Origin of the sequence: Geotalea sp. SG265 (assembly GCF_022808985.1) — a bacterium.
Classification (GTDB): domain Bacteria; phylum Desulfobacterota; class Desulfuromonadia; order Geobacterales; family Geobacteraceae; genus Geotalea.
Map to the genome: position 1 here is coordinate 1 of NZ_JAKZFT010000020.1, position 22,635 is coordinate 22,635.

Here is a 22,635-nt window from a genome sequence, read left to right on the forward strand (position 1 = left end):
AGAACGGACACATTTGTCACTTCGCCAGCCCAGGAGCGTTTAAGGACGATCCCATCCAGATAGACGTAAGGAAACTCTCCTTTGATCGGGCGGTTGCGCCATTCCTCGATCTTGGCGTAGACCTTCTTGTTGAGATTACTGATGGTGCCAGCACTGACCTTGGTTCCCCACAAGGTTTCTGTTATGTCCTCGACGCGGCGAACTGACACACCAGCTATATACATCTCGATCAATGCCTCTTCTACGGACGCTTCACGCCTGCGGTAGCGTTCGATGATCGCCGTCTCAAAGGTCTGTCGCCGAAGTTTAGGCATGTTCAGTGTCACTTCTCCGGCTTTTGTATGGAGTTTACGTTGGTAATGGCCGGCTCTGGTATCGGTTCTGGCTTGATGCCGCTGGTATTTCTCAGCGTTACATAAGCGATCTGCTTCGGCATCAAGCATACGGTTAAGGGTGTCTTCGACAGTGCTTCTGACCATTTCTCCCAAATGGTCACGGACAGCATTCTCATTCAGTTGGATGATTTGCGCCTTTGGTGTATTCTGTTCTTCCACGGCAGTGTACTCCTTTCGGGTCGAATTTTCGTTTGGCGACGCAATTCTAACCGGAATCAGGCACTGCCGTGTTGCTTTTTATAAAAGCGAAAAATATTTTACGTTATCATTCGCTCGCGTCTTTTGCTGCAAAGTGGCAGGGGTTGCGCAGTTTGCGGCATTTCTTGCGTAGGCACCGGATCAACGTTGTGCTGGATGTTGGCGCAAACGAGGGGCAATTTGCCGCCAAACTACGCCGACTCGGCTTTCGGGGAAAGATTTTTTCATTTGAGCCAGATCCGAGTGTTTACACCCAACTAGCGGCACGCTGTGACAAGGACCCCCAATGGCACAGTTTTCCAGTAGCTCTCGGGGATGCCGACACTAAAGCGAACTTCAACCTCGCTCCCCGTTCCACCCTGAACTCTTTCCCCTCCCCTGTATTCTCCAGCAATGTTTCTGGTCAGATTGATGTTACGGTGCGCCGCCTTGACGGAATGCTCCCTGAGGTGGTAAAGGAATGCCACCACCCGAGAATACTGCTGAAGACGGATACCCAGGGTTTTGACCTGCGGGTATTGGAGGGAGCCGCAGGATGCCTGGACAAAATAACCGGCATACTGGCTGAGCTTTCGGTCATCCCCATATATGAGCAGTCTCCACCCATTCACGAGGCACTGCAGGCATACAAGAAGGCTGGTTTCGACATGGTGGACCTGTCTCTGGTCAACCGCACCGTTGATGGCAGGGTTCTGGAGCTAGATGGCCTCTTCATCCGCGCGGCCGCGTGACTAGCAGTCTGAGTGGAAGTGTTGGATTAGTTAATTCGGCAAATATCCGGTATGGTAGGTGACGGTATTGGGAGCGCCGTCGATGAAGGCCTGGCGGTGCCCTTTTTCCCCACTTTTATCCATCAAGCTGATGTGCGGCAATTGCGAACCGGAAGCTGCAGCATCCAATATTGAAGAAAGAGGTGATGTGCTTGGAAAATTTAACGGAGCTCTTTGACCAGCTCTATCGGGACAACTATGCGAAGGTATACCGGCTGGCTCTCGGATTAACCCACAGTTTCAGCGATGCCGAGGATATCTCCCAAGAAGCTTTTGTGCGCGCTTTTAAAGCCTACGATACCTTTAGCGGTCAGAGTTCTTTTTTTACCTGGATCTACAGGATTACCATCAATGTTGCCCACGATTACATGAAGCAAAGGAGCAAACTGCCGGTCTACGAGATTGCCGAGGAAGCAGGCTGCTCTGTCGAAGATCTGGTCGATCCCCATCCCGATTGCGGTCCCGAAACAAAATTAATGGTCAATGAAGTGATGCGGGTCTGCATGGCTGCTTTCACTGAATGCCTCCCTGTTAACCAGAGAAAGGTTTTCTTCTTAACGATAGGGCTTGGTCTACCGTACAAAACCGCGGCTGAGGTCCTGGATTGTCCTGTGAGTTCGATAAAGACCGAGCTGCACCGTGCCAAGAATAGGCTGGTCGGCTACATGGAGAGTAGATGCCAGCTGATCAGGAAGTCGAATCCTTGCCATTGTGAACAGTGGGTTAAACGCGGTCTTGCACGCGGTTGGATAACCAGGGAGGCCGTAACCAACCCTTTGCCAAGGATTACCATTCCGGACAGCGTTAAAATCTACATGCGTGACCTGCGGGATATCTACAAAAACGTTTATCTGGCAGACAACGATGACGTATTGGTTAAGCTTTTTAAAGAAGGATTCGCCCAAAAGAAGTGGGCTACCTTTTCCTGAAGATTTTTTGAAACTTTTTGCTCTTTGATCAGTCTTACCAGCAAATAAATTCACTGGGAGGCTGATTTATGGGTAATGCAAAAGAGAGCATTTTCGTTGAACCTTGGGTAATCCGGGATCTGGTGGGAGTGCTCGATGGTGAGATGGCCTATGTGGACATGGGGGAGGGAGAGCCGATTGTTTTTTTGCATGGGAATCCCACTTCCTCATATCTATGGCGTAATGTGATCCCGCATGTGGAGAGCATCGGCCGTTGTTTGGCCCCCGACCTGATGGGGATGGGGGGCTCGGGCAGGATCCCCGAGGGGAGTTACCGCTTCGTGGATCAGGCACGCTACCTGGATGCCTGGTTCGATGCCCTGGGACTAAGGCGTAACGTCACCCTGGTGGTGCATGACTGGGGCTCGGCCCTGGGTTTTCATTGGGCTTGCCGCCACCCGGAGCGGGTAAAAGCCCTGGTCTACATGGAAGCCTTTGTTCAGCCGCTCCGTTGGGAGATGTGGCCCGAGCAAGCGCGGCCGGTCTTTCAGGCGCTGCGGTCGTCCGAGGGGGAGCGCCTGGTCCTGGAAGAGAACATCTTTATTGAACGTTTTCTGCCGGGCAGTCTTCTTCGAGGTCTGACGGAGCAAGAAATGGCTGCTTATCGCCGCCCGTTCCTTGAGCGTGGTGAGGTGCGCCGCCCCTTGCTGACCTGGCCGCGAGAGATTCCATTCAACGGCCAACCGGATGATGTGCATGCCATCATGGCACAGTATGCCGCATGGCTGGCGACGAGCCCTATCCCCAAGCTCTTTATCAACGCCGATCCTGGCGTAATGTTGATCGGATCGCAACGGGAGTTTTGCCGCACCTGGCCATGCCAGCAGGAAGTTACGGTCCTCGGGCGACACTTCCTCCAGGAGGACGCTCCGGCGGAAGTTGGCCGAGCCATTGCGGGTTTCTTGCAAGGATTACCGGTCAAGGCTTGATTTCTGCTCAGTAGTTGAACAGGGCGAAAAATGATGCCAGGCTTGCAATTACGACCTTAACTGCACAGTTGCAAGTCTGGCAAATTTGGCCTGAGGTGCCCAACAAGGTTTAAGACCAGAAGCATGCCAGCCCCTCAGCGACTTTTCTCCGCGTCGTTTCACCCTCATCCGGCCTTAGGCCATCTTCTCTCTTAGCAGGCTGTTGAAAAACTGTTGCGGGTCGACGTTTTTCAGCAACCCGTTAGTGAGAAGGACCAGCAAGAGCAGTTCCGCTTACTAATGCTGAAAATACCCTGCATGATCGACGACGGTATCTGGGGCGCCGTCGGTGATGGCCTGGCGGTGGCGCTCCAGGAGAGGGGTTTTCTCCATGGTCCGCTCGTCAATGAGGACCAGGACCGATTCCACCGTGGCGAGCACTTTTTCTTCACCGGCAAGGCGGAATTCGGTGGCGAGGGTGAAGGAGGTGTTGCCCACGTGGGTGGTGCGGATGGAGGCCTCGATGACGTCGTCGAAGCGGGCTGGCGCCTTCCATTCGGTGGTCTGCTTGACCCACTGGATGCCGTAGGTGCCGGTGGAAAATTCCTTGCGCAGGCCGATGGCGCGCATGAATTCGGAGATGGCTACCGCGGTGTATTCGCCGTAGCGGGCATTGAAGACTACCCGCTGCATGTCGCATTCTGCATAGCGCACCCGCAGATAGTAGCGAAACGGTTGGTTCATGGGGAATCCTTTTCTGTGGCCGCAACAGGGGTGGCGCTTGCCGTCTCCCACTTACGGCCCATGGCGTAATAGAGCAGGGCGCAGGCCAGGACCATCAGTCCCAGAGCACCATACACCCGTGCGTATCCCAGAGCAAGAATCATTCCCCCCAGAAGATAGGCCCCCAGGCCGACTCCCCCGTCGAGACAGGTGAAGACCGTGGCTGTTGCCTCACTGGTGCGATGTGTCGGCGAGAGTTGGATGGCCAGGGCCTGGATGGCGGGTACCGCCATGCCGTAGCCGATGCCGATCAAAGCCGCAGCGGAGAGCAGGCTCCCGTTGGACCGGGCCCACCCCAGGAGCAGCAGTCCTCCTGCCATGAGCAGAATGGCCGGATAAATGACCGCATGGGGCCCGAAACGGTCATACATCCGCCCTGTCAGCAACCGGGCAGCCACCGAGGCGACGGCCATGGTTACAAAGAAATAGCCCGCTATGGCCGACAGATGGAGCTCGGCAGCATAGACGGCGACAAAGGTCAGCACTCCGCCGTAAGCAACGGCGATCATCAGGAGGATCAGCGAGGCGGGAACGGCCTGCCGCTCGTAGAGCCCATGAAAGGAGAACGGTGGTACCTGAGGCCGCTCGTCCGGAACCTTCAGGGAGCAGAGGACGAGCATGCCAAGGAAACTCACCAGGGCGCTGACCATAAAAACGGCCTGGTAGCCGAAGGACCGGGACAGGCTCAGCCCCAGGTATGGACCGACGGCACTGCCGGCAAGGACCATGGTGGTGATGTAGGCCAGCCCCTCGCCAGTCCGCGAGTGGGGAATGAGACGGCTTCCCATGGCTTGGATCCCCGTATTGGCAATGGCGAAGCAGGCGCCGCTGAAAAATCTGACCAGCATGACGGCTGTGACGGTGGTGGCGGCGAGATAGAGGAGATTGGCCGCGACGAAGAGGAAACCACTGGCCAGATAGACGCGCCGCCTGCCGAAGCGTGCTTCCAGCCGGGCGGTCTGGGCGCGGAAGAGGGCCGCGGCAACGAGAAAAACGCCGTTGACTGCGCCGGCAGCCTCCATGGAGGCATTGAGTTTGTGCAGCAGGTAGACCGGCATGACAGGCAGGTAGAGGGCAAAGGGGGTGAAGAGCAGAAACATGCCCAATGTTGTCAGGGTGAATGGCCTGGTCCAGAGTGGCGGTGGTGCGGGGGAATGGGTCAATGGTCACCTCTCGTCTCAGCGGCTGCGGTCGATGATGCGGTCGGCCGAGGCCGCCAGTGAAAACATGCTGCGGATCATGGCCAGAAGCTCGTCCACCGTGCCGATGGCCGAGCGCAGTCGTTCCCGCTCTTCCCCGGGGAGCTCATGTGGGTTGAGATAGCAGGGGTCGTCGATGATCCTCTTGCGCACCTTGTTCTGCTGCGCCAGCCGCAGGCCGGTGAGAAGATGATAGGCCTCCGTCAGGTCGCTCGCCATCCGCTCCGTGAGCATCCCCCCACGCAGGCCTTCGATCCGTGCTTGGGTTGATGTCTCTCCGATACCGGCATGGACCGCCAAAAGCCTCACGGCCATGACCAGCGGCATCCAGGCCATGACCTTCAGGTTGAATTCCCCCCGGTGCGGTCCGGCAGCTTCGACGATGAAGCGCCGGAGGAAACCTCTTGAAAGCCGCATGGAACCGGCAACGCGGGCCATCTGCCCCACTGCCCGCGGCTCGTCGCGCACCATGGATCGGACAGTTTCGCAAAGGCTAGTGCCCAGGTCACGCTCGCCGCAGATGAAGCGGATATCCATCAGGGCAATGAGCATGACCATGTCCTGCTCCCAATCGCTCCGCCCGAAGCGGAGTAGCTGCTCAAGGCGCTCTTCCCACTGCTGAAGGCTGCCGCGCCAGGAGCCATTGGCCGGCATGATGCCGCCGCTGCATTTGGGAATCCCTGCCTCTGCCATCTTCACTGCGAACGTCGAGCCGAGGCGGGCGAAGTAGTCGTCTGGCTCCTCCCCCATCTCCACCGAGACAATTTCTCCCTTCCCATGGACAAAGAGGTAATCCTGATCGGAGAAGAGCAATTCTTCCCGCCTGCCGGCACTCCCCACCGCCAGGAGCGCCAGAGGAGCCTCGCAGTGGGAGCCGGCACAGTATAATTCCCGCCGGGCCAATTCCAGAGCCCGGCCGGCGATGGCGTCCCTGACGGTGCTGCACAACTCCTGGACCATGGGGACCGAACCCGTCGCCAGGAACAGCTCACCTGCCACGACGATCAAGCGGTCATTGATGGAGCGAAGGCGACTACTGTCTTCGGCAGCTCTCGCCATGACAAGCAGGGAACGGAGTTCGCCGCGGGCGGTGTGGATCGTTTCCAGGAGCGGGTCGATGCTTTTGCCGACCTTGACGAGAAACTCTCCTCCCCGGGAAAAGCCGAGGCGTGCCAGCTGTCCGCGGACGGTATGTCCCACCTCGTCAAGGGTTTGTTCCTCCCGGAGCCGGTCCACAGGTACCTCGTTTCTTACGCTCGCTCAACGGCAGGTCAATGGAGCAGTATGCAGGTGGTCGCTCCCCCATGACCGCGTAGATGGCCCAGAGGATGTCGGCAGCAAGGAGGGCCGATGCCGATTTATTGATGCGCAGGAGGTGTTCCAGGGCGATGGCGGCATAGGCGAGGACAAAGACAGTGACGAGCGCAGCGAGCATGGGTTGCCTCCAGAAAGCCCATGACGGGGCAGAGGGAAGGGCACGGGCGGGGACGAGGCCGCCGCCCGTATTCCGACAGGTGCAGATGCCGGGATTCGCCGCCCATCAGTTGTTGTACTTCTTCAGCAGTGCCCGGGCATCCTTCAACAGGGCGACGCCGTTAGCACCCTTGGTGTTCACCTCCCGTATCCACTCCTGGTCTACTTTGCTGCAGGCTTTCACCCAGCGCTTATATTCGGCATCGCTCAGGACATTGAAGGTGTTGTGGCGATCGACGGCGATTTTCCGTGCCGCTGGGGTGAAGCTGTCGAAGGTCCTTCCGGCCCATTTGGATGTTGCCAGGCCGCTGTTATTGTCGATAACCTTCTTCAGATCAGCAGGGAGCTTATTGTACTTGGCCGGATTCATGGCAAAGACGAAGATGGAGTAGGCGTGCTTTGCCTGGCCGGGGGCGGTTTCCGTGTGGGTCTTGCAGATTTCCTGAAGCTTGAAGGCGGTGGTCACCTCCCAGGGGATGCTGGCGCCGTCGACGACGCTCTTGGAGATGGATTCGGGGACTGCCGGAGCGGGCATCTGCACCGGCACCGCCCCCAAGGCTGTCAGGGTCTTGGAGCCGATGCGGCTTGGGGCGCGGAGTTTCAGCCCTTTCAGGTCTTCCAGGGTCTTGACCGATTTCTTGCCGAAGTGCATCTGGTTGCCGTCGTGGAGGTGGGTGAAGAGCAGCTTGGTTCCCTTGAACTCATCCTGGGAATTCTTCTGGATGTATTCCCAGAGGGCCTGGCTCCCCCCCTCGGAGGTCCTGGCCATGAAGGGGAGCTCGAATACCTCCGACTTGGTGAAGCGTCCTGCCTGATAGGTGGGGAGTGACCAGACGATATCGGCGACGCCGTCCCTGACCTGATCAAGGAGCTGGGCCGGGGTGCCACCCAGCTGCATGGAGGGGTAGATCTGGCACTTGAGCCTCCCCCCCGACTCTTTGCCGATCTTTTCGCACCAGGGAAGCAGGATCTTTTGGTGGAAGTTGGAGCTGGTCGGCAGGAAATGGGAGATCTTCAGGGTGACTACCTCGGGTGCTGCAAAGGCAGTGCCGGACAGAAGCAGGGTGGCGGCCAGGGCGGACAGGATCGTGTTTTTAAACTGTTTCATGTCATGCCTCCTCTTTAGTGCTCAGGGCTGGAAAATGTGTACGAAGTACAGTGAGATGATAGGGAAAAAGAGCAGCAGGGCGATGCGCACGAAGTCCGAGAGCAGGAACGGCATCACCCCCTTGAAGGTGTCTGTCAGGGGTACATCCTTGGCCAGGCGGTTGATGATGTAGACGTTCATTCCCACCGGCGGGTGGACCAGACCGATTTCCACCACCATCAGGGCGAGGATGCCGAACCAGATCGACTTGTCCACGGCTGCCAGCCCCCAGTAATCGAGCCCCATGACGATGGGATAGAAGATGGGGATGGTGAGGAGAATCATGGCCAGGGAGTCCATGACGCAGCCGAGGAAAATGTAGATCAGAAGGATCATGACCATGATGAGGATAGGCGATAGGCCGCTATGTTGCACCCAGGTGGCCAGTTCCGTGGGCATCTGCGAGACGGCCAGCCCGGTGTTGAGCATGTCGGCGCCGAGCAGCACCAGGAAGATCATGGCGGTGGCCTGGGCGGTGCCGACGGCGCTCTCGATCACCCCCTGCAAACGCATGCCGCCGGTGACGACGGCGAGAATGCCGCAGGCAGCGGCGCCGATAGCGGCGGCCTCCGTGGGATTGGTCCAGCCCCCGTAGATGCCGACGATGACAACGACGAAGACGAGCAGCACCGGCGTGACCAGGAAGAGGCTGCGCAGCCGTTCCGACCAGGGGACGCTGGGACCGGCCGGACCCGCTGCCGGATTGATGGTGGTAAGGACGCGGACGACGATCATGTAGCCGATCATGGCGATGATACCGGGGAGTACCGCCGCCATGAAGAGCTTGCCGATGGATTCCTGGGTGAGGATGGCGTAGATGACCAGGGGCACCGAGGGGGGGATCATGATGCCCAGGGTCCCCCCTGCCGCCAGGCAGCCGGTGGCCAGGGATCCGGAATAGTTGTAGCGGCGCAATTCAGGCAGGGCTACCTGCCCCATGGTGGCGGCGGTGGCCAGGGAAGAGCCGCAGATGGCCCCGAAACCGGCGCAGGCTCCGATGGCTGCCATGGCGATACCTCCCTTGCGGTGGCCGAGAAAGGCGCTGACGCAGCGGAAGAGGGCATTGCTAAGCCCGCCGTGGGTGGCGAACTGCCCCATGAGAAGAAAGAGCGGTATCACCACCAGGTCGTAGTTGGAGAGCCGGGCGTAGGCCAGGTTTTTCAGGGTGGCGAGGAGCGGCTGGAGATCGCATCCGGAAAGGTAGTAGTAGCCCCCTGCGCCGACGGTGAACATGGCGATGCCGATGGGGACACGGATCACCAGGAGCCCCATCATGATGGCGAACATGAGAAATCCGATCTGCGTTCCGCTCATAGGGGCCTCCAGAGGGCCAGGCGCAGCTGGTGCAGGCACATATAGAATCCGGCGACGGCAAGAAGGACGAAGCCCGGTACCATCAGCGCCTGGGGAATCCAGACCGGCCAGCTGAGGATTGCCGAGGTTTCCCCCACCTCCTTGAGTGCCAGGGCGCCGGCGGCGGTCCGCCAGGCGACCAGGGCACCGAAGAGCCCTACCATCAGCGAACCGAGGGCATCAAGCAGGGCAACCCTGTAAGGAGCCATCTTGTGCGTGAAGAAATCCACCTTGATGTCGCCGTGGATCAGGTGACAGTATGCAAAGAAGGTGGAAAGTGCCAGGGCGGCGCACATCTGCAGCACCTCCACGTCCCCGGGGACGGCGAAACTGAAGAGCTTGCGGCCGACAACAGAGACAAGCGACATCACCACCAGTCCCATGAAGATAATGCCGCCGGCCAGGGCAAAGCCACGCGACAGCTTCAGCAGCAGGTTGCCGAACGGGCCGAAGCTGTCGGAGGTGGTAAATGGAGCGTAGGATAGAGGTTCTTCGCGCATTGGTTCCTCCAGGAGTGCAGGGGGTCAGTGTTCCGCGGCCTCAGCTATGCCGAGGCCGGTATTCTGCCGCACATAGATTTCCGCGAACATCTCCTCCTCTTCCCGGTTGCGGAACAGGAGTGTGCCGAAAACGGCAGCCATGAAACCGATGGGGACCGAGACAATCCCCGGGTTTTTCAAGGGAAAGAGCGGCCCATCAAGACCCAGGAGCGACTTGCCGTCCCGGTTCAGGGCATAGTCACCCCGGGCCTTGATCAACAGCCCCTGCTCTTTGTCGCTGAGCCGTATCCCCCCAGCCTGTTTTTTCTCCAGGGCCAGCACGGTCTTCTGTGCCTCGGCGGCAACCTTTTTCGGATAGGTCATGTTTGGCGAGACGAGCACCAGAGCGATGGTTGTTGTCGCGCCGATGACCAGTCCGCAGGTTATTCCGGCAGTGTTGAAGCGCTTCCAGAAAAGGGAGAAGAGGATGACCGGGAAATTGCTGGAGGCGGCAACGGCAAAGGCCAGGGTGGCGAGCACCACCACGTTCTGTTTTTCGCAGGCGATGGCGAGGAGAATGGCAATGCTGCCGACCCAGAAAGATGCGAGCTTTGCAACCCGTACCTGCTGGTGCTGCTCGCAATCCCCCTTCTTGATGATGTTCACATAGAGATCGTGGGCGATGGCAGCGGAGGAGGCCAGTACCAGTCCGGAAACGACGGCGATGACCGTGGCAAAGGCGACGGCGCAGATGAACGCCAGGAGGAGGTCGCCACCGATGGTTCCCGGTCCGCCGCCGATGAACTGGGTCATCATCAGTGCCGCCATGTTACCCCCTTTGTCGATGGCCATGATCTGCTGGGGGGTGACGTAAAGTGCCGCACCCAGACCGAGGATGGTGACGGTCAACTGGAAGGTGGCGATCAGGGACATGGCAATGACCACGCTTTTGCGGGCCTGTTTGGCGTCGGGCACGGTGAAGAAGCGCATCATGATGTGGGGCAGTCCGGCAACGCCGAAGAGCATGGCGATTCCCACCGAGATCTGGTCCAGGGGATCCTTGAGGAACAGCCCCACTTCCAGAAAAGCCTGGCCGTAATCTTTGCCCTGGACCGCCACCGGTTGCTTGAGCAGTGCCCGCACGTGATCCTGGACGGCACTGCTTGCGGCGACCTGATCCAGCAAGTGCAACGGATTCATCCCGGATTTCCAGAGCACCACCAGCGAGAGAATAACGGTGGTGGAGAGGAGCAGTGCTGCCTTGATAATCTGCACCCAGGTGGTGGCCTTCATCCCGCCGAAACTGACGTAGACGACGATCATGGCACCGACGCCGACAACGGCCAGCTGATAGGGAATCCCCAGCAGGAGCTGCATCAGTTTCCCAGCTCCGACCATCTGCACCACCAGGTAAAAGGAGGAGATTACCACGGCCGAGAGGGCCGAAGCGCCCCTGACCATTTTGGAGCCGGAACGGAGGGAGAGGATATCTCCCAGGGTGTATTTCCCCGCATTACGGCACGGTTCGGCGATGATAAGCAGGATCGTGAGAAAACAGATGGTGGGGCCGACCGCATACATGAATCCATCGAGGCCGAAGAGGGAGATGAGCCCGGTGGTGCCGAGGAAGGTGGCGGCAGAGAGGGTATCTCCGGCAATGGCCCAGCCGTTCTGCATGCCGCTGATTCCTCCCCCCGCTGCGTAATAGTCGGCGGCTGTCTTGTTCTTGCTGCTCGACCAGATGAGGATCATTACCGTTGAGGCAATGATGGCCAGGAACATGCTGACGGTCAGCTTGCGGTTGGTCTTGAGGGTCTTTGCCGGTGCCGGCTGCTCCTTGATCAGGGCATGGGCAGACGCGGCCCCAGGTTGTGCCGCGGTGGCCGGAGCAACGGTTGTAGCTGCCGGGGATGGAACGCTTGTCGGTCCCGCTTCCGCAGCGTAGGCGACCACGGAGAAGATCAGCGCCAGGGTAATGATCAGCAGCAGTCGTTTCATCACGCTTCCCCTTTCCGGATACCGTCTAAAAGAGATTTGGTCAGCGGATCGAAATCCTTGCCGGTCCGGTAGGTGTAATAGATGCCGATGGCAATGGTCATGAAAAACTGGGAGATGCAGAAGAGATAGCCGATATTCATCCGCCCCAGCACTTTGAACCTGAAGAGCTCGGGAAAATATCCCGCCCCGATGGTGAGAAAGAAATAGGGGAGGGCCCCCAGTATCCAGAGGCTGAAGAGAAAGGTTGATTTCTTGCGCTGCAGCTTGATGAAGTCGGCGTTTTTGAGGATCGCGCTCCAGTCGTATTGTTGCGTTTTCATTGTCACTCCTTTGTCCCGTTTGCCTCAGGTGAAGATCGGATGCGGAACAAACCTCGGGCGTTCCTTCACCGCAACAGGGTGAAAGTAGGGCACCCAGGGAGGGTGCCCATGGTCATCACATGGCAAACCGGGAATCTGTTAAAAGAAATAGTAGGCGGAAAAACGGACGATGTTGTTCAGCCCCTTGTCGGAACCTGCCCCAGCCGGGCTTGCGCCATACTGGGTTTTGTTGTGCTCGAACTCGGTGGCGAGCCGGATCGCGGCATTGATGTCATAGGTGACGTTGCCGTAAGCCAGCTGGTTGTACTTTTCAAAGGTGGCGCTGGTCGCCCGGTAATTGGCATAGTTGACGGCATTGCGCCTCTCGTAACCGGCGGTGAGCCCCAGGTCCTGCGTCGGATAGAACTTGAACTGCCCGTAAAGGCCGTAGCCCTTTGCTGCGGTCTGATCAGGAATCTTGTTGAGGGTGGCCAGGGAGGTGGCCCCCTGGATGTCCAATCCTGCGGCAACATAAGCCTGGGTTTCGAAGGAGAGGGTCATCGCCCGGTTCTTGCCATCCTTGGATTTGAGGAGTGGTACAAAGCCGTAGAACCCATAGCCGTAGACATCCACCGCGTGGTTACCCGCGATCTTCTGGCTTCCGGCAAGGCCGAAGAGCCCCAGTTGGAGCGGGCTCATGCCCAAGCCCATGAAGCCGGGAGAGACGCCGAGGGCCTTGCTGGAGAAGACAATTTGTCCCGCTGCATTGACCAGACTGCCGTAACCGCCGGTCTTGGACATGGAATTATCGGCTGCCGTGGCATTGTCCTGGATGGGGTTTTGCAGACCGAGAACGAATTTGAGTGAACTGTCGGTGGTCAGGCCGACCTTGTGGGTCAGGCGGATCTGGGTAACCCTCGGGTTGTTAGGGGTACCGGTGGAGCCCCCTTGGGCGAAATCGAGTGTGTCGGCAGCAGCCGGACCGAAGATATCCCAGAACTGGCCGAAGAGGACCTGGGTGTCGGCCCAGTCGAGGCTGCCGTAGGCGTGGCGCATGCGCAGGTTGGCCGTCTCGTTGCTTGAAGCGCCGCCGCCGTAGAAGTCGGTTTCGATGAGGGCATTGGTCTTGGCTCCCAGGAAGGTGGGGCCGGCAACCTTCAACCAGAAGCGGGATTGCTTGGCGGTGAAGATCGACTCGTCCTTGCTCCCCCCTGCCGGGGCGCCTCCCGAACCGACAGGGCTGCGCGGGCCGACGGCATTGGTGTTATGGGTATAATCGAGCTTTACATAACCACCGATGGAAAGGTTGAATTTGCTTTTTACCGGCGAGGCCATGGCTCCGTAAACGCCAGGGGCCACTTCGCATGAGGGGCTGTAATCACAGTTGTAAGGTGCTGCCTCTTCTGCCATGGCGGTGGTTGCAACCAACACGAGTGCTGCCGCCAAAATCCCAATTTTTTTCATCACGTTGCCTCCCTCATTACATCAGTCGATAAGTCACAGTAGTGATGGACAATTCATCCATGTTTGCAGCTCTTCGTCATTCGCCAACGAGATCGTTCATCTGTGCAGGGCCTCCCTGCTTCATTACTCCATACCCTCCTTTGCTGCCGACAAAGCCGAGAACTTCCACGGTGCCCACCGTTTCGCCCGGTGCCAGTCCCAGCCCCTCGACAACCGTGCCTCCACGATAAACCTTCAGCGTATCGCCGATGGTTATGCCCGCCTCCTGGCCGATGTTGAAATAGACCCTGTCCTTGTCAACCGTCACCACCTGGCCGAAACGGGGGATCAAAGAGGCGGGTTTGCCACCCGGAGCGACGATGCCTGCCTGTCCGGCAACAGGTGCCGGGGCCTTGATAGCTTCGTAGCCCTTCTTTACCAGTTCCCCGCCGCGGGGTACGCCGTTGTCCACATAGCTGCGGGGGACCCAGATGGTTTCCGGGGCGTTGGGGGACATGGTGTAGGCAGGGTTGGCGATCTCCACGTATCCCTGCCGACCTGCGGAGCCGGGGTTGGTGGCGGCGCAGCCGACCGCTGCCAGCATGGCCACCGCAATGATCGTGCTCTTGAATTTGTGCATTGTCTCTCCTTTTGGCTGAGCCGTTCCTAGGCTGCCGGGTCGTACACCATGTTGCGCAGCTCGAAACGCTTGATCTTGCCTGTGGCGGTCTTGGGAAGTTCATCGAGGAACCGGATCCACCGTGGGTATTTGTACAGCGCAAGGGATGACTTGACGAAATCCTGCAGCTCCGTCTCCATGGCCTCCTGGGCAGGCTGCGGCGTCTTCAGCACGACAAAGGCCATGGGCTTGATGAGGTTATCTTCGTCGGGAGCACCGATGACTGCACATTCCAAAACTTCGGGATGCTGGATCAGGCAGGACTCCACTTCGTTGGGCGATACCCATATCCCCCCCACCTTGAGCATGTCGTCGGAGCGCCCGGCGCAGTAGAAATAGCCCTGCTCGTCCTGAAAGTACTTGTCGCCGGTGTTGATCCAGTGCCCCATCATGGTTTGACGGGACTTCTGGTGCTTGTTCCAATAGCAGGCGGCGGCGCTGTCCCCTTTCACCAGCAGGGTGCCGATTTCTCCCGGAACTACGTCGCTCAGATCTTCGGAGACGATACGCGCTTCATAGCCGGGAACGACCTTGCCGGAGCTGCCGGCACGGATGTCTCCGGGGAAATTGGAGATGAAGATATGGGCCATCTCTGTCGAGCCGATTCCGTCGAGGATATCCAGGCCGAAACGGGTCTTCCAGCGATTGATGTAGTCGCCGGGAAGAGCTTCACCTGCGGAGACGCACAGCCGCACGCTGCTCATCGTACCCTCCGCTTCCAGCATCTGCCCGTAAAGGGTCGGTACACCGAAGAACAGGGTGGGGCGATGGTGGCGGATGGTGGCGTAGACCTGGTCGGGGGTCGGCCGTTTGGGCAGGTAGATCGCGGTTGCGCCGACGCCGAAGGGGAAGTAGATGCCGTTGCCGAGCCCGTAGGCAAAGAAGAGCTTCGCTGCGGAAAAGCAGCGGTCATCTTCGCGGATGCCGAGCACCTGTTTGCCGTAGGTTTCGGTGGCGTAGACCATGTCGTGCTGGAGATGAATCGTCCCTTTCGGGGAGCCGGTGGAACCGGAGCTGTAAAGCCAGAAGCATGCGTCGTCGCAGTTGGTGGGGGCTGTCTCCAGGTCTGTGGACTGGGCTGCGGTCAACTCGGCAAGGTTAAGGTCACCGGCAGGGGCATCGCCGTTGGCGACAAGGATCTGTTTGACGAAACGCAGATTTTTGCGGATCGGTTCGATCAGCTCCAGCAGAGGGGCATCCACCACCAGCACGCGCGCCCTGCTGTCGTTGAGGTAGTATTCGAAATCTTTGGGACGGTTCATGGTATTCAGGCAGACGGGGACGGCGCCGATCTTGATGGCGCCGAAGAATGCCTGTGGGTAGATTTCCGTGTCCAGCAGCAGCAGGGCAACCCGCTCTTCCATGCGGATATCCAGGGCATGCAGTGCATTGCCGAAGCGATTGACACCATCCCGGAGTTGTCCATAGGTGAGAGCCCGCTCTTCACAGAGCACGGCCGTTTTGTCGGCGCGCCCCTCACGAATGTTGCGGTCGATGAAATAATCTGCTGCATTGAATGCTTCGGGGAGATTAAGATTATGGGGCATGGCAGCCTCCTGCGACTGTTTTGCATGGCGTGGTTTCATCAATAAAAAAACGTTTTGCAAAAACGTAACCGAATCCTTCTGTCTAGAATGCTTATTTTTATAACTTACTTGATTTAAAGCCTATAAATGGAATTTGAAAAATTGTTTCGTTGTTTTATTGAAGGCTGAGCTGTTGGCGGTGATGTAAAAAAATGAGCAGAAGTGTAAAAAATTGAGGGGAGATGAACAGGAGGATTATGGCCTGTTGAGGGATGAGTTTTGGTTATGGGGCTGTTTTTTCATTGCGTTGGCGAAGGGGGGAAAGTTGAATAACAATGTTTTATTCATGGGGCTGGAGCGTGATTTGGCTGGATGTGCCGGCGGTTGCCGGCCAGGGAGGCTGCATGTGTTTAGGGTGCGGGGAGGGGATAATCGGCGCCGGTGGTAATCGCTACCTGACGCCGGAGCCGGGGCACCTTCGCCCGGTCCGACGCCTGTGCCGGTTCGGTGGCAAACGGATCAGGACGAAGCACCGTTGTTTTTGGTGGCTTCACTGCGCAAATGCATGTTTTTCAGGGCAGCGGACAGGGTGATGGTTTCCAGTATCGCCTTGGTGACGTCGTCGATCTCGTTGGTGATGCTCTGCAGTTCGGAAATGATCGGATCGGCAGCCTTGCTCCAGTGGGGAAGATCGAGCTCCGATTCCATGGTTTCGAAGAGCTGGATGATGTCCAGGAGGGTCGTGCGGTTCGGATTGCCGGCAAAGCGGTAGCCCCCGCCGACGCCGCGCATGGCCTGCACCACCCCCTTGTGCACAAGGTTGCGCATGACCTTTGCCAGATGATGGGTGGAGATGTCGTATTTTTCGGCAATATCGGTCGTCGAAAGCTGTTGCTCCGGGTCGTCGGCCAGTTCAAGCACCGCTATAAGCCCCAACAGGCTGGCTTTATTGAGTTTCATATCAGGTGTGCTCCTGTTCAGACAAGATTGATGTTTGCTTCAGTCAAGCTGTTTTTCCAGTTCAATGTAACGACCGGTCCGCAGACCCATGGCGCGAAGGAAAGACAGGGTCAGCTTCTGGTCGAGGTTGGCCATGGTCCTGACGGTGGTAACGCCGGTCTTTTTCAAGCGTCTGCAGATTTCGTCCCACATCCGTTTACCCGTTCCATGCTCGCGCGCATCGGGGGAGACTGCCAGGGCAAAGACCCACCCGCACGGCGGCGACCCGAATTCCCAGGCCCGCACTTCACCGACGATGAACCCAATTACCGTACCCCTTTTTTCTGCGACGAGAAAAATCCGGTCGGCTCTTCCCTTTACTACGTAATGCTCGAAAATCCCCCGCCAGTAATCCGGCTTGTCCGCATCGGGAGTGGTCCGGTCAAGGGAGATGATGGCGTCGAGATCGGCGGGCAGCGCGTTTCTAATCACTAACTGGTTGCTCATGGTTCACTCGCTTCTGCAATGGCTGGCAGGCGTTGCGGCGATGGTTGTCATTGCTGGCAACCACGACGGAAACGCCGGCAGCAGAATGTGGTTCGTAACTTGGTAATTAGGTACCACAATTACCATTGAATGGCAAGCGATTTTGCCGAAATCAACGTGCAGCCTGCAACAGGACTTAAAAATAAAACTACATGTCATTACCCTGTGGCCCTCTATGCAGAGGGCTTTATAACTAGCGGGCAGGAGACTTTGTCCAGGGGGGGCAAATAAAAATAGAAACGAAGAGGTAAAAAAAGCTTGACACTATATTGGTATTGTAGTACCAATTTACATAAATAATGTAACAATGTTTGTAAATGCCGGCTACCGCATATAAATAAACACCAAGGGGGAATGCAAATGGCCACAACAGACGAGATAATTTCCAAAACTGCACCGGGGCACCTGAACGACCACAACCTGATCGACAAAGACGTTGAGAGCTTGTGCGACGGCATGGTCCGATACGAGAAGCGCCCCGCCAAGCGCCATGACGGCAGCGTTGCCGAGGGGATTTACAATGCCTGGATCATTCTGAACAACCCCAAGCAGTACAACTCCTATACCACGGATATGGTCAAGGCGATCATTTTGGCCTTCCGTCGCGCTTCGGTGGACCGCGCGGTAAACGCCGTGGTTTTTACCGGCATCGGCGACAAGGCGTTCTGTACCGGCGGCAACACCAAGGAGTATGCTGAGTATTATGCCGGCAATCCCCAGGAGTACCGGCAGTACATGCGCCTCTTCAACGACATGGTCTCGGCGATCCTTGGTTGTGACAAGGCGGTGATCAGCAGGGTGAACGGGATGAGGATCGGCGGCGGCCAGGAGATAGGCATGGCTTGCGACTTCTCCATCGCCCAGGACCTTGCCAACTTCGGCCAGGCCGGCCCCAAGCACGGCTCTGCCGCCATCGGCGGAGCTACCGATTTCCTCCCGCTGATGGTCGGCTGCGAGCAGGCCATGGTCTCCGGTACGCTCTGCGAGCCGTTCTCTGCCCACAAGGCAGCCCGTCTGGGAATCATCTGCGACGTTGTACCGGCTCTGAAGGTCGGCGGCAAGTTCGTCGCCAACCCCAGCGTCGTTACCGACAAGTTCCTTGATGAATACGGCCGTATAGTCCACGGTGAGTTCAAGACAGGAGCAGATTTCAAAGCTGGCCAAGCCCAGATTAAGGAAGGGGAGGTCGATCTTACCCTCCTCGATGAAAAGGTCGAGGCGCTTTGCACCAAGCTTCTGGAAACCTTCCCCGAGTGCATGACCAAGAGCCTGGAGGAACTGCGCAAGCCGAAGCTCCACGCCTGGAACCTGAACAAGGAAAACTCGCGCGCCTGGCTCGCCCTGAACATGATGAACGAGGCAAGGACCGGTTTCCGTGCCTTCAACGAGGGAACCAAGGAAACAGGTCGTGAAATTGACTTTGTCAAGTTGCGCCAAGGCTTGGCTAAAGGCGCTCCCTGGACCGAAGAGTTGATCGAGAGCCTGATGCCTGGGGCAAAGAAGTAGCAGGCTCGAATGGCCGGTATGCATGCCCAGATACCGGCCATTCTCAGGGATAAATAACAAAATAAAATAACGTTTGACAATAAATAAGCATTGTGGTACTAAATTACCTATAGGGAATGAGCGCAGCGCCGTTCCAGCCGGTGGAGCAAATGGGGCCATAAAGAAGCTCAATGGCCAAGGGCAGATAGACACTAAATGAAATCGCACCAGGTATGTCGGTGTCTTCCGGAAAAGCGGCACGGAATAACCAGTGGAAAAGGCGGCAGGCGGGGCGCATATCAAGGTAAACTTCGAGGGGTAATAATATGAGGTATGCAGAAACAGGGTTTGTTCTTGAAGTCGATCTGACCAAGGGAAGCATAGAGAGGGTGGCAACGGATCCGAAAGACACCGAGCTGTATCTCGGCGGGCTTGGGACAAATGCCAAACTGTTGTGGGATCGGGTCCCCCCCGAAGTTGATCCGTTTTCACCCGAGAATCTTCTCATCTTCGCTGCCGGCCTGCTCTGCGGCACGCCGGCCACTGGCTGCAACCGCACCATCGTCTCCACCATATCTCCCCAGACGAAGCTCATGGCCTTTTCCATGATGGGGGGCTTTTGGGCGCCGGAACTGAAGTATGCCGGCTACGACAAGGTGATCCTGCGCGGCAAGTCCCCCAGCCTGGTCTACCTCTATATCAACAATGACAAGGTCGAGATTCGCGACGCCTCCCATTTGAAGGGAAAAGGGGCCATCGAGACGGCGGAAATCATCAAGAAGGAACTGGATGAACCGCGGGCTCAAGTGGCCGCCATTGGCAAGGCTGGCGAGAACCGCGTCTTCTATGCCTCCATCGAGCAGGGGCGCTCCTCGGCATCCCGGGGGGGCATCGGGGCGGTCATGGGGGACAAAGGGGTCAAGGCGGTGGTGGTGCGCGGCACCAAGGACCTCTGTGTCGCCAAGCCGGAGGAATATATCGGCCTGTGCAACGAGGTGCTCGATTACATCAAGTTCCGGGAGGAGAACCCGGTTCCCGACGTCATGCCGATCCTTGCCGGACTTGGTTCGCCCCAGGAGATGAAGGTCCACGACGAGAAGTGGCATACGGAGAACTTCAACTGGGGCAACGCCCGCACCCGGCGCAAGGATTTCTGGACCGAAGAGGTGGAGCACGCCTGGGAAGAAACCATGGAGAAGGCCCGCACCCGGCTGATCAGTTGCTACAACTGTCCCATGAAGTGCGGCGCCACCATCTCCATGGAGGGGCTCCCCACCTACATGATGAAATGCTTCACCAAGCTCACTTACACCATGGCCGCGTTTTCGGATCTGGACTTCGGCCTGAGAATGGCCCAGAAGGCCACCGAGTACGGTTTGGATGGTTTTTCGGCGCCCCAGGTCATGGCCTTTGCCTTCGAATTGCTGGAAAACGGCATTTTGACCGAGAAGGACTTCCCCGGGCTGCCGGAAAATAACGAAGAGAAATTCTTTTATCTCCTGGACAAGATCGTCAATCGTGACGGCATCGGCGATATCCTGGCCAACGGCACCTATTGGGCGGCCAAGGAGATCGGCAACGGCGCCGAGGAGTATGCCCACAACAACATCAAGAAGCATGAGCAGCTGCCCCTCAAGCTCTCCATGCTTAATCCTATCTACTACCTCATGTACTGCACCGGAGAGAAGATCAACATTACCCAGATCGAAGGGCAGTTCCCCCAGGCACCGTATCCCACAGTCGAGCAGCGGGAGGCCTTCGTCAAGGACTGGTTCCAGGTACCGGACGAGAAGTTCAAGAAGATCTTCCTGGAGTGGGAGCCGCGGGGGGAGAAATCCATGCCCCATTTCCCCACCGTGGACATGTGCTGCGACATCGTCGACTGGCAGGAGATGATGCACTACATCGACGATGCCCTGGGTCAGTGTGCCGGACTGTCGTCCTTCCCCCTCAAACCGCCATACCACATCCATAACTATCCCAAGTTAATCGCGGCAGGTGCCGGCATCGAGATGGACGAGGAGAAGCTGAAAAAGGCGGCCAAGCGCTACCGGACCCTGGTTCGAGCCATCAATATCAGGCGAGGGATGAGAAGGGTCGATGAGCAGCCGCCGGCCAATCACTGGAAGAACCGGTTCCCCGAACTGGAAAAGGAGCTGCTCGATTCCTACTACAAGCTCAAAGGGTGGAACGATGACGGCATTCCCACCCGGGAAACCCTCGAAGAACTGGGGCTCGGGTACGTCAGCGAGGAATTCGTCAAACGCGGCATCCTGACCAATTGATGTCCGGTAACTCAAAGAGAACTTAGTGGAGGGCGCTACCTTGAACAGCGAGACGAAGAAGAGAATAGTCAAAACCATCAATATCGATGCAGACAAGTGCAATGGCTGCCGGGCCTGCGAGGTCATCTGCTCCGCCTTCCATGCCATGCCCAAATACAGCAGCAACAATCCGGCCCGCTCCCGCGTCCGGGTCGTGCGCGACCCCCTCAGGGACATCTATGTGCCGCTCTATGCAGGTGAGTACACCGAGTCCGAATGCATCGGCCGGGACAAGTACATCATCGACGGCAAGGAATATGATGAGTGCGGCTTCTGCCGGGCTTCCTGCCCTTCCCGCGATCTCTTCCGGGAGCCCGATTCAGGCCTGCCGCTCAAGTGCGACCTCTGTGACGGGGAGCCGGAGCCCCTCTGCGTCAAATGGTGCCTGGTCGGTGCCCTCAGCGTCACGGAGCGGGAAGTGGACGTCATCCCGGAAGAGGAGAAACTGGGCGAGATGGAAATAGGCCTGGAGTCGCTTATCAGCAGGTTCGGCGCGGACAAGGTGGCCGACACGGTCGCGCAGATTTCCAAAGCGAAACGCTAACCAGAACAGGATGGGTGCTATCGTGGAAACCGTTACTCCATATAAAGAGATCATCGATGTCATAAAAGAAAAAGGTGGCGATTCGCTCAAGTACTGTTACCAGTGCGGCTTGTGCGATTCGGTCTGCCCCTGGAACCGGGTGCGGAAGTTCAGCATGCGCAAGGTGGTCCGCCAGGGGACCTTCGGTCTGACGGAAATCGAACAGGAAGATATCTGGCGCTGCAGCACCTGCGGCACCTGTCCCAGCCGCTGCCCCAGAGGTGTCAACCAGATCGAGGCGGGAGTGGCCATGCGCCGGATCGGCGCCGAATACGACGTCTATCCCGGTCATGTGGGCACTATCCGTAACGTGGTGGCGAGCCTCACCTCCGAAGGGAATTCCCTGGGGGGCGAGCGGGCGAAAAGGACCGAGTGGGCCAAGGACCTGCCGGTCAAAGCATACAGCGAGGGAATGGAGCTCCTTTACTTCACCGGCTGCTACTTGAGCTATGACCCACGCATGCGCAAGGTGGCGGCGGCCACTGCCCAGATCCTCAACAAGGCGGGAGTCAACTTCGGCATCCTCGGCGAAAAGGAAAGCTGCTGCGGCGAGAGCATCCGCAAGACCGGCAACGAGGACCTCTTCAAGAAGCTGGCCAAGGAGAACATCCGCAACTTCATCGACAACGGCGTCAAGAAGGTGCTGGTTTCCTCCCCCCACTGCTACCACACCTTCAAGAACGAGTATCCCGAGTTCATGGTCCACTTCGAGGTGGTCTTCATCTCCCAGTACATCGGCGAGCTTATCAAGGATGGAAGGCTGACCATCAACAAGGAATATGCGAAGAAGGTCACCTACCACGACCCCTGCTACCTGGGACGCCACAACGGCATCTATGACGAGCCAAGGGCTGTATTGCAGCAGGTGCCAGGACTGGATCTCCTGGAGATGGCTGATAATCGGGAAAAAAGCCTCTGCTGCGGTGGCGGCGGCGGCAGGATCTGGATGGAGACCCCCAAGGAAGAGCGCTTCGCCGACCTGAGGCTCCGCCAGGCGGTGGATGTGGGGGCCGAAGTGCTGGCCACCTCCTGTCCCTACTGTATCACCAACTTTACCGACTCGAGCCTCGACTTGGCGGAACATGAAAAGGTCGAAGTGAAAGACCTGACCGAGATCATTCTTGAAGTGATTTAACTGCA

Annotated in this window: 21 protein-coding genes and 1 pseudogene; 7 read left to right on the top strand and 15 right to left on the bottom strand. The window is 57.9% G+C overall.

Going from position 1 to position 22,635, the window contains the following annotated elements; genetic code table 11:
• Nucleotides 1-479: transposase (locus ML541_RS17135; protein WP_243374880.1), on the bottom strand; the 479-nt coding region annotated here is incomplete at its 3' end.
• A 227-nt stretch (nucleotides 480-706) separates the two neighbouring features.
• Here ML541_RS17135 and ML541_RS17140 point away from each other — a divergent pair.
• The 3 genes from ML541_RS17140 (at nucleotide 707) to ML541_RS17150 (ending at nucleotide 3,260) form a co-directional block, all read left to right on the top strand.
• Nucleotides 707-1,324, top strand: coding sequence for an FkbM family methyltransferase (locus ML541_RS17140; RefSeq protein ID WP_243374782.1), 618 nt, complete (start codon nucleotides 707-709; stop codon nucleotides 1,322-1,324).
• 170 nt (nucleotides 1,325-1,494) lie between these two features.
• Complete coding sequence (locus ML541_RS17145) at nucleotides 1,495-2,292, top strand: RNA polymerase sigma factor (protein WP_243374784.1); 798 nt, start codon at nucleotides 1,495-1,497, stop codon at nucleotides 2,290-2,292.
• 68 nt (nucleotides 2,293-2,360) lie between these two features.
• On the top strand, nucleotides 2,361-3,260 hold the full coding sequence (locus ML541_RS17150) for a haloalkane dehalogenase (protein WP_243374787.1): 900 nt from the start codon (nucleotides 2,361-2,363) through the stop codon (nucleotides 3,258-3,260).
• A gap of 276 nt (nucleotides 3,261-3,536) precedes the next feature.
• Here ML541_RS17150 and ML541_RS17155 read toward each other — a convergent pair whose 3' ends face one another.
• From ML541_RS17155 to ML541_RS17220, 14 genes and pseudogenes are all read right to left on the bottom strand, one after another.
• Nucleotides 3,537-3,983 (bottom strand): thioesterase family protein, encoded by a 447-nt coding sequence (locus tag ML541_RS17155; protein ID WP_243374788.1) that lies wholly within the window; start codon nucleotides 3,981-3,983, stop codon nucleotides 3,537-3,539.
• Nucleotides 3,980-5,185: an MFS transporter gene (locus ML541_RS17160; RefSeq protein WP_243374790.1), complete on the bottom strand. Its 1,206-nt coding sequence runs from the start codon at nucleotides 5,183-5,185 to the stop codon at nucleotides 3,980-3,982. Before ML541_RS17160 ends, ML541_RS17155 begins: the two co-directional genes overlap by 4 nt.
• Nucleotides 5,186-5,200: 15 nt before the next feature.
• Nucleotides 5,201-6,457, bottom strand: coding sequence for a putative nucleotidyltransferase substrate binding domain-containing protein (locus tag ML541_RS17165; protein WP_243374792.1), 1,257 nt, complete (start codon nucleotides 6,455-6,457; stop codon nucleotides 5,201-5,203).
• Nucleotides 6,458-6,524: 67 nt separating this feature from the next.
• A pseudogene (locus ML541_RS19010) lies at nucleotides 6,525-6,656 on the bottom strand (sodium:proton antiporter); the annotation flags it as partial.
• Nucleotides 6,657-6,761: 105 nt separating this feature from the next.
• The gene (locus ML541_RS17175) at nucleotides 6,762-7,802 is read right to left on the bottom strand and encodes a TRAP transporter substrate-binding protein (RefSeq protein WP_243374794.1); all 1,041 of its coding nucleotides are present in this window, start codon (nucleotides 7,800-7,802) and stop codon (nucleotides 6,762-6,764) included.
• 21 nt (nucleotides 7,803-7,823) lie between these two features.
• Complete coding sequence (locus ML541_RS17180) at nucleotides 7,824-9,155, bottom strand: TRAP transporter large permease (RefSeq protein ID WP_243374795.1); 1,332 nt, start codon at nucleotides 9,153-9,155, stop codon at nucleotides 7,824-7,826.
• Nucleotides 9,152-9,694 carry a TRAP transporter small permease gene (locus ML541_RS17185; protein WP_243374796.1) on the bottom strand — a complete coding sequence of 181 codons (543 nt, stop codon included), beginning with the start codon at nucleotides 9,692-9,694 and terminating at the stop codon, nucleotides 9,152-9,154. The genes ML541_RS17180 and ML541_RS17185 overlap by 4 nt, the downstream gene beginning before the upstream one ends.
• A gap of 24 nt (nucleotides 9,695-9,718) precedes the next feature.
• The gene (locus ML541_RS17190; RefSeq protein WP_243374797.1) at nucleotides 9,719-11,671 is read right to left on the bottom strand and encodes a cation acetate symporter; all 1,953 of its coding nucleotides are present in this window, start codon (nucleotides 11,669-11,671) and stop codon (nucleotides 9,719-9,721) included.
• A complete protein-coding gene (locus ML541_RS17195) occupies nucleotides 11,671-11,991 on the bottom strand; it encodes a DUF485 domain-containing protein (protein ID WP_243374798.1) in 321 nt (106 codons plus the stop codon). Before ML541_RS17195 ends, ML541_RS17190 begins: the two co-directional genes overlap by 1 nt.
• Before the next feature lie 138 nt (nucleotides 11,992-12,129).
• A complete protein-coding gene (locus ML541_RS17200; RefSeq protein WP_279342562.1) occupies nucleotides 12,130-13,434 on the bottom strand; it encodes a hypothetical protein in 1,305 nt (434 codons plus the stop codon).
• Between the two features lie 76 nt (nucleotides 13,435-13,510).
• The gene (locus ML541_RS17205; protein ID WP_243374802.1) at nucleotides 13,511-14,053 is read right to left on the bottom strand and encodes a hypothetical protein; all 543 of its coding nucleotides are present in this window, start codon (nucleotides 14,051-14,053) and stop codon (nucleotides 13,511-13,513) included.
• A gap of 26 nt (nucleotides 14,054-14,079) precedes the next feature.
• Nucleotides 14,080-15,639, bottom strand: a complete 1,560-nt coding sequence (locus ML541_RS17210; protein WP_243374804.1) for a benzoate-CoA ligase family protein — start codon at nucleotides 15,637-15,639, stop codon at nucleotides 14,080-14,082.
• A gap of 498 nt (nucleotides 15,640-16,137) precedes the next feature.
• Nucleotides 16,138-16,578: an Rrf2 family transcriptional regulator gene (locus ML541_RS17215; protein WP_243374806.1), complete on the bottom strand. Its 441-nt coding sequence runs from the start codon at nucleotides 16,576-16,578 to the stop codon at nucleotides 16,138-16,140.
• Nucleotides 16,579-16,617: 39 nt separating this feature from the next.
• Nucleotides 16,618-17,064 carry a GNAT family N-acetyltransferase gene (locus ML541_RS17220; RefSeq protein ID WP_243374808.1) on the bottom strand — a complete coding sequence of 149 codons (447 nt, stop codon included), beginning with the start codon at nucleotides 17,062-17,064 and terminating at the stop codon, nucleotides 16,618-16,620.
• Nucleotides 17,065-17,463: 399 nt separating this feature from the next.
• Here ML541_RS17220 and oah point away from each other — a divergent pair, with 399 nt between their 5' ends.
• From oah to ML541_RS17240, 4 genes are all read left to right on the top strand, one after another.
• The gene (gene oah, locus ML541_RS17225) at nucleotides 17,464-18,609 is read left to right on the top strand and encodes a 6-oxocyclohex-1-ene-1-carbonyl-CoA hydratase (RefSeq protein ID WP_243374810.1); all 1,146 of its coding nucleotides are present in this window, start codon (nucleotides 17,464-17,466) and stop codon (nucleotides 18,607-18,609) included.
• A gap of 305 nt (nucleotides 18,610-18,914) precedes the next feature.
• A complete protein-coding gene (locus ML541_RS17230; protein WP_243374812.1) occupies nucleotides 18,915-20,873 on the top strand; it encodes an aldehyde ferredoxin oxidoreductase N-terminal domain-containing protein in 1,959 nt (652 codons plus the stop codon).
• A gap of 40 nt (nucleotides 20,874-20,913) precedes the next feature.
• On the top strand, nucleotides 20,914-21,456 hold the full coding sequence (locus ML541_RS17235) for a (4Fe-4S)-binding protein (RefSeq protein ID WP_243374814.1): 543 nt from the start codon (nucleotides 20,914-20,916) through the stop codon (nucleotides 21,454-21,456).
• 10 nt (nucleotides 21,457-21,466) lie between these two features.
• Nucleotides 21,467-22,630 carry a (Fe-S)-binding protein gene (locus ML541_RS17240; protein ID WP_279342560.1) on the top strand — a complete coding sequence of 388 codons (1,164 nt, stop codon included), beginning with the start codon at nucleotides 21,467-21,469 and terminating at the stop codon, nucleotides 22,628-22,630.
• Nucleotides 22,631-22,635 lie beyond the last annotated feature (5 nt).

Excerpts from the sequence above, each read along its gene's own strand:
- ML541_RS17150 (WP_243374787.1), top strand. The coding sequence starts at position 2,361 with ATGGGTAATGCAAAAGAGAGCATTTTCGTTGAACCTTGGGTAATCCGG.
- ML541_RS17155 (WP_243374788.1), bottom strand. The coding sequence starts at position 3,983 with ATGAACCAACCGTTTCGCTACTATCTGCGGGTGCGCTATGCAGAATGC.
- ML541_RS17175 (WP_243374794.1), bottom strand. The coding sequence starts at position 7,802 with ATGAAACAGTTTAAAAACACGATCCTGTCCGCCCTGGCCGCCACCCTG.
- ML541_RS17180 (WP_243374795.1), bottom strand. The coding sequence starts at position 9,155 with ATGAGCGGAACGCAGATCGGATTTCTCATGTTCGCCATCATGATGGGG.
- ML541_RS17185 (WP_243374796.1), bottom strand. The coding sequence starts at position 9,694 with ATGCGCGAAGAACCTCTATCCTACGCTCCATTTACCACCTCCGACAGC.
- ML541_RS17190 (WP_243374797.1), bottom strand. The coding sequence starts at position 11,671 with ATGAAACGACTGCTGCTGATCATTACCCTGGCGCTGATCTTCTCCGTG.
- ML541_RS17195 (WP_243374798.1), bottom strand. The coding sequence starts at position 11,991 with ATGAAAACGCAACAATACGACTGGAGCGCGATCCTCAAAAACGCCGAC.
- ML541_RS17200 (WP_279342562.1), bottom strand. The coding sequence starts at position 13,434 with ATGAAAAAAATTGGGATTTTGGCGGCAGCACTCGTGTTGGTTGCAACC.
- ML541_RS17205 (WP_243374802.1), bottom strand. The coding sequence starts at position 14,053 with ATGCACAAATTCAAGAGCACGATCATTGCGGTGGCCATGCTGGCAGCG.
- ML541_RS17210 (WP_243374804.1), bottom strand. The coding sequence starts at position 15,639 with ATGCCCCATAATCTTAATCTCCCCGAAGCATTCAATGCAGCAGATTAT.
- ML541_RS17215 (WP_243374806.1), bottom strand. The coding sequence starts at position 16,578 with ATGAAACTCAATAAAGCCAGCCTGTTGGGGCTTATAGCGGTGCTTGAA.
- ML541_RS17220 (WP_243374808.1), bottom strand. The coding sequence starts at position 17,064 with ATGAGCAACCAGTTAGTGATTAGAAACGCGCTGCCCGCCGATCTCGAC.
- oah (WP_243374810.1), top strand. The coding sequence starts at position 17,464 with ATGGCCACAACAGACGAGATAATTTCCAAAACTGCACCGGGGCACCTG.
- ML541_RS17230 (WP_243374812.1), top strand. The coding sequence starts at position 18,915 with ATGAGGTATGCAGAAACAGGGTTTGTTCTTGAAGTCGATCTGACCAAG.
- ML541_RS17240 (WP_279342560.1), top strand. The coding sequence starts at position 21,467 with ATGGGTGCTATCGTGGAAACCGTTACTCCATATAAAGAGATCATCGAT.